Source organism: Dethiosulfatibacter sp., from assembly GCF_983023055.1.
This window is the reverse complement of sequence record NZ_CEZJXU010000250.1, coordinates 1-3,778: the sequence shown is the minus strand read 5'-3', so window position 1 is coordinate 3,778 and position 3,778 is coordinate 1. Positions and strand designations below refer to the sequence as shown.

Sequence of the window (3,778 nt, the reverse complement as noted above, 5' to 3'; positions counted from 1 at the left end):
GGTGTTGCATCCATAATTCTTAAGGAATCCAAAATGACTCCTGAAAAAATTAGAAATGACATACACAGCGAACTCAATGACAAGAGAAAGAACGGAGAACCAAAGACTCCGGTAAAAAGTAAAAAAAGCCACAACCTAAAAACCCTTGAAAAATACGGCAAGGATTTGAATGAACAGGCAAGAGAGGGCAAGCTTGATCCGGTAATTGGAAGAAAGGATGAAATAAAGAGAATAATTCAGGTTCTTAGTAGAAGGACAAAGAATAATCCTGTTCTTATTGGTGAGCCTGGTGTAGGCAAGACTGCCATAGCAGAAGGACTGGCGCAGCAAATAGAAGAGGGAACAGTTCCTGAAATACTAAAGGATAAGATAGTTGTAACCCTTGATTTGGCCAGCATGGTTGCGGGCTCCAAGTATAGAGGTGAATTTGAAGAAAGACTCAAGAAGGTAATGGATGAAATCAAGGAAGACGGACATGTGATAATATTCCTTGACGAGCTTCATACCGTTATTGGAGCAGGAGGAGCTGAAGGGGCAATAGATGCATCCAATATCCTGAAGCCTGCACTTTCAAGAGGAGATATTCAGGCTATTGGAGCAACAACCATAGATGAATATAAAAAACATATTGAAAAGGATGCAGCACTGGAAAGAAGGTTTCAGCCTGTAATGGTTGAAGAACCAACAATAGAGGAAACCATAGAGATAATAAAAGGACTTAGAGACAAGTATGAAGCCCATCACAAGGTACAGATTACAGATGAAGCCATTGATGCTGCAACTACACTGTCTCACCGGTATATTTCAGACAGGTTCCTTCCCGACAAGGCAATAGACCTCATAGATGAAGCGTCTTCAAGGGTAAGGATTGAATCTGTAACGGCTCCACCTGATTTCAATGAACTTGAACGAGGTATTGAAAAAATTACTCAGGAAAAACAGACTGCAATCAAGTTGCAGAAATTCGAAGAGGCTGCAAAGTTGAGAGACAAGGAAAAAATTCTCACAGCTGAGCTTGAGGACAAGAAGAAAAACTGGAGAAAGAAAAGCTATGCGGACACAGCCAGTATTGGATATGATGATATTGCAGATATAGTGTCTTCCTGGACAGGTATACCTGTGAATAAAATGAATGCAGACGAATCAGAGAAGCTTCTTAATATGGAAAACATACTTCATGAAAGGGTAATAGGTCAGCATCAGGCTGTTGAAGCTGTTTCCAAGGCCATAAGAAGGGCTAGGGTGGGGCTTAAGGATCCGTCCAAGCCTATAGGGTCATTCATATTTCTTGGTCCAACAGGGGTAGGAAAGACAGAGCTTTCCAAGGCTCTTGCTGATGCTATGTTTGGAGACGAGGATGCCATAATAAGGATTGACATGTCTGAATACATGGAAAAACATTCGGTGTCCAAGCTTATAGGTTCACCTCCTGGATATGTCGGCTTCGAAGAAGGAGGACAGCTTACTGAAAAAGTCAGGAGAAAGCCTTATTCAGTAATACTATTTGATGAAATTGAAAAAGCCCATCCGGATGTATTTAATATTCTTCTGCAACTATTGGATGATGGTAGAATGACAGACTCCAAGGGAAGGACTGTAAACTTCAAGAATACAGTTATAATACTTACATCAAATGTTGGTGCAAGTACAATCAAGAAACAGAAAACTCTTGGATTTGCAACAGGAGGAGATGGAAATCAAGAAAAGAACGATTATGACAAGATGAAGGAAAATGTTACAGAGCAGCTGAAAAAAACTTTCAGACCTGAATTCCTCAACAGGCTTGATGAAATAATCGTATTCCACTCATTGAACAAGGAAAACATCAAGGAAATAGTGACTCTTATGGTAGGTAACCTTCAGAAAAGGTTGGACGAATTGGGAATCAAAATCGAAGTCAATGAAGAAGCAAGGGATTTTCTTGCAGATGCTGGATATGATCCTGTATTTGGAGCAAGACCGTTGCAGAGAACTATAAGGAAGATGATAGAGGATTCTCTCTCTGAAGCATTTTTGAAGGGAGAGATAAGCAAAGATGATACAATTTTTGTAAATGTCAAAGATGGAGAGCTGAACTTTACAAAAAAAAATGAAGAACCTGCTTTAGGATAATTATCATCTCTAGGATATGCCTGTACCAGTTTCTGGTATGGGCGTGTCCTTTTTAGTTTAGAAGTATAGCTATTTTAAAATCAAGTATATTTGTCTTACAAGTGGAATCATAATTTTTTGAAATTTGATTTTTTTGGATTGTACATTTATACTGTTAATAGGTAAAGTGACTGGCAAGTTCGTGTTACTAATGGAGAATGGAAGGATAAAGACGTATGAAAAAACTCATGGTTGTTTCCAAGGCTGGCAGGATAGGGAAATATTATTGCGAAGAACTCAGGGAATTTTTTGAAGACAGGATTCAAATTGACTATATTGTTGAAGATGATCCTGACATAGAAAAAATAAGTACTTATGGAATGATACTCATTACAACAAATTCTATAATCAAAAAAATCATCCACTTGGTAGATGAAAAAAGCAAGATATTGAGGGTTCTAAAAAATATGCATCCTGAAGGTGTTGAAAAACTCGATAGAATACCTTATGGTTCGGAAGCTCTCGTTGTCAATGTAGGACCTAAGATGGCCTCTGAAAGTATATATCTCATCTACGCGTGCGGAAGGCATGATTTGGAGCTCTATCCCTACTATCCGGGAATAGAAAAGTATAAGGAACTTAACTATATAATAACCCAAGGAGAACCTGACATAATTCCTAAATACGGTGGTGAGATTATAGATATCCTCAACACGACAATAGACAATAAGATTTTTCTTGAGATAATATCCTTCTTCAACCTGGATAAGAAAGAGCTTTTAGACAAGTTGATGGAAAGGAATTCATATAGAAATGATGTAGACGACGGAATCTCCTTCGTAATAAGTGAAAGATACATGCTTGAAAACATAATAAATGTGTTGTTTGAAAATCTTAACGAGGGAGTTTTGATATATAATGACATGGGAGTTGTTACTAGTAGCAGTTCTAGTGCTCAATCTATATTGCAGAAGTCCACTCACAATATCTCTGGAAGGAAAATTATTGATCTCGTGCCTGTCGGTGACTACGATTTCTTTGGAAATGATGCAATGGAAACAGTAGTTAAGATGGGTGAAATCCCAGTAATATGCAATATTATGCCAAGGATGACTCTTGGAAACAATGACTATGGTCTTGTAATACTGAAGAAATATACGGATGCTGAAATGAAGATGCACATGCACAAGAAAGAGCTAATGGATAAGGGACATAGGTCAAAATACGGTATTAATGACATAGTTGGTTCAAGTGCTGAAATGAAAAAGCAGAAGGATATTGCAGTAAGAATGGCAAAAAGTGATTCAACTGTCCTCGTAATAGGAGAGAGTGGAACTGGAAAGGAATTATTTGCTCATGTAATACACAATAATTCCAGAAGGAGCAAGGAACAGTTTGTTGCTGTCAACTGTTCCGCTATACCTGAAACACTTCTTGAAAGTGAACTTTTCGGCTACAGTGACGGAGCCTTTACGGGAGCTAAAAAAGGTGGAAAGGAAGGACTTTTTGAAACAGCCAATGGAGGAACCCTCTTCCTTGATGAAATTGGAGAAATGCCCCTTCATCTTCAAAATAGACTTTTAAGGGTTCTTCAGGAAAAGGAAATAATGAGGGTTGGAAGCAATTCGGTAATTAAGATAGATGTAAGGATAATTGCGGCAACAAATGTGGATCTTATGAAGCAGGC

General features: G+C 38.3%; 2 protein-coding genes. Both read left to right on the top strand.

The features are described 5' to 3' along the window. On the top strand, window positions 1-2,112 hold a 2,112-nt coding region (locus AC3AX0_RS09055; RefSeq protein WP_487549974.1), incomplete at its 5' end, for an ATP-dependent Clp protease ATP-binding subunit. Between the two features lie 215 nt (window positions 2,113-2,327). Next, on the top strand, window positions 2,328-3,778 hold a 1,451-nt coding region (locus AC3AX0_RS09050), incomplete at its 3' end, for a sigma 54-interacting transcriptional regulator (RefSeq protein ID WP_487549973.1).